Genomic DNA, 2,437 nt, shown 5'->3' with positions numbered 1-2,437 from the left:
CCACCAGCTTCCAGTTCAGGTCCCACAACGTCGCCGCCCATACCGAGCCGATGGCGTGCACCGCGGTGTAGGCACCGGTTCCAATGAGGGCGTATGTTTGGTTATTCACGGCGAAATCCGTTGAGTAGCGCTGCGGACGAATGCCGTAGCCGTCGATTGGGGCACCTGTTACGTAGTTGCCGATACCGCGTGGGGTAAAACCTTGGTCGCCGGGCTTGGTGGTCATCCACAAGCCGAAGAAGTCGCTCCAGCCTTCTCCCATTTGCTCAGCATTGCCAAGGCAGTTGGAGTTAGCTGGACCGCCCGTCAAACGGTTAGAGATACCGTGGCCGTATTCGTGGGCAATAACACCGTTGTCGAAGTCCCCGTCGCGAATGATGCCGCTAACGGCTACCGTAACGTTCACACCCGAGGTAAGCGCGGCTCTGATTTTGTCGCCATCCGCTTTGGATATGGCAACCGAAGGAATACGCAAGCCTACCGTGTCGGCGGCGCCGCCGTAGTTAGCAATGGCAGTATTCGGAATGCTGTCGGCTATCATCACCAAGCGAGCACCAGCATTCTGCGCGTTACGAATTTTGGTGGGCGTGGAGCAGGTACCACCCCGGTATACCAGAGCAATGTTGCCGTTGATGGCAGCAGCGTTGAGGAGGGGGTTACAAGCGCGCGGCGGGTTGGCGGAGCCGTCATTCGCTAGCACAATCCTACCGCTGATTGGCCCTGCGGCCGTCAGCGTTCTACCGTAGGCGGTACCGCGCATTGGCAAGTTACCCGCAATAGTGGCTGGAGCCGTAATGCTACCAACGCCACCGGGCCACAGATACATCTGCATGCGGGGCCGGGAGCCATCAACGGGCGTGGAGAAGTTGGCATTGTTGGTACCGCCGCCATCTTGGGCTTCGGCGCGCACGTCGTCATTGCCGAGGCCAGCGCCGGTATAGTTTTTCACCTGGAAGTTGCCGCTCACTTCGTCAAAGCCTTTGTAGGCCATCACGTCGTGCACGAGGTTATTCCAGTAAAACAGGTTCGTGATGGCCGCATTCTGATATACTTGCGGCGCCGCACTTTGGTCGAAGGGATAATCAAAGATTAAATCGGTGCCGCCATCCGGGCTGTAGCCCGGGGCATTAGCCCGGTTCCGGTCCTCGTAGGCGTGCACGTTGTTGCCGCGCGTGATGGTGTACTCAGGGCCAGCCACCCCGTTGGTATCGTGCCAGCCGAAAGGCGAATACGTGGGGTCAGCAGGGTTTACCACCACCTGCCGGCTGCCGTATAGCGGGCTCTCTACCGTGAGGGGGTATACGTTGTAGCTGTTGGGCGCCGCTACACTGCTGGCTACAGCCGGCTCAGGCCAGTTTTTGGTACCTAGGGCTCGTTGGGTGAGTTCGGAAAAGCTTACCGGCTCCGAGACCGTGTAATCGCTCTTATCGACCAGCGCACCGGTGGCGGCATTCACCCGCACATTCCAATAGTGGTCAGACGTAGCATCGTCAATAGTTACATCCCATACCAACACTAGCTGCTTGGTTTCGGTGGCTTGGTACATCAGCTTTACGCCAATAGGCGACCGGGCAATACCACCTTCGCTCAACTTCATCCCTACTGCTGGCGCGCCAGCTTGTACTACTTCCAGCCGGCTAGGTGCTGCCAAGCCTAGAGCTCGGGTTGCCGCGGCTATTGCTTGTGCAGGGGTAAGCGTAGGGGCTGTGGCTGCAACGCTGGCCGCATTGGCCGCATTCGTCACGAAGGCACTGTGTAGGCTTACGACCTTGTTGGTGGCATCGAGGTGCAGATCGGCTTCAGCCCCGTAGATTTCGATGCCCTGGTGACGCTGGCGCAAATACACGTGCGTTACCTTGGAATCGGCTTCCGTGTAGGAGCTGGTTACGGCCGGATCGGCTACGTCCGGAGCACTCAGTCCTAGCTTAGCATGTTGGCTTGTGAACTGACTCAAGGCAGTGCTCAGGGCCGCCGGGGAGGTTTGAGCAGAGGCAAGGGTGGGCATAGCTAGCAGGCTAGCGAAGACCAATGCCCGACCTAGGGTAGGCGTAAAGGTTGTTCTCATAGTGCGGTATTAGGAGGTAAAGAATGGTATGGTAGACGCCGAAGTAGTTAATCCTTAAACCTATAGATAGCTGAGCGTAATAAAAAATGTAAATTCATCTAAAATTCATTTTATCTTATTAATGCAATTTCTTCTCTAGTAGCGTTCATGCTGCCCTTGGAACTAAGCTTGCTACCACAGCAATAGAAGGAACTCGATTTCGCTGAGTGCAAACCGCGGCTGAGCAGTATGGTGCGCGAGTACCTAGGTCCAATAACGAAAACCCCGATGAGCAAGTAGCTCATCGGGGTTTTTATGACTGTTCAGCTCTTATAGCTAGGTGCTTAGTGCTGGATGAGGACCTTCTTGCTGAAGGAGCCAGCGCTGGTGCGC

Annotated in this window: 1 protein-coding gene; it reads right to left on the bottom strand. The window is 56.4% G+C overall.

The annotated features are described in order from the left end of the window. Positions 1–2,065: M36 family metallopeptidase (locus BXP70_RS28880; RefSeq protein WP_179197899.1), on the bottom strand; the 2,065-nt coding region annotated here is incomplete at its 3' end. Positions 2,066–2,437 lie beyond the last annotated feature (372 nt).

The organism is Hymenobacter crusticola (assembly GCF_002154225.1).
Taxonomy (GTDB): Bacteria; Bacteroidota; Bacteroidia; order Cytophagales; family Hymenobacteraceae; genus Hymenobacter; species Hymenobacter crusticola.
The sequence above is the reverse complement of the archived record's forward strand: the minus strand, read 5'-3'. Positions and strand labels throughout refer to the sequence as shown.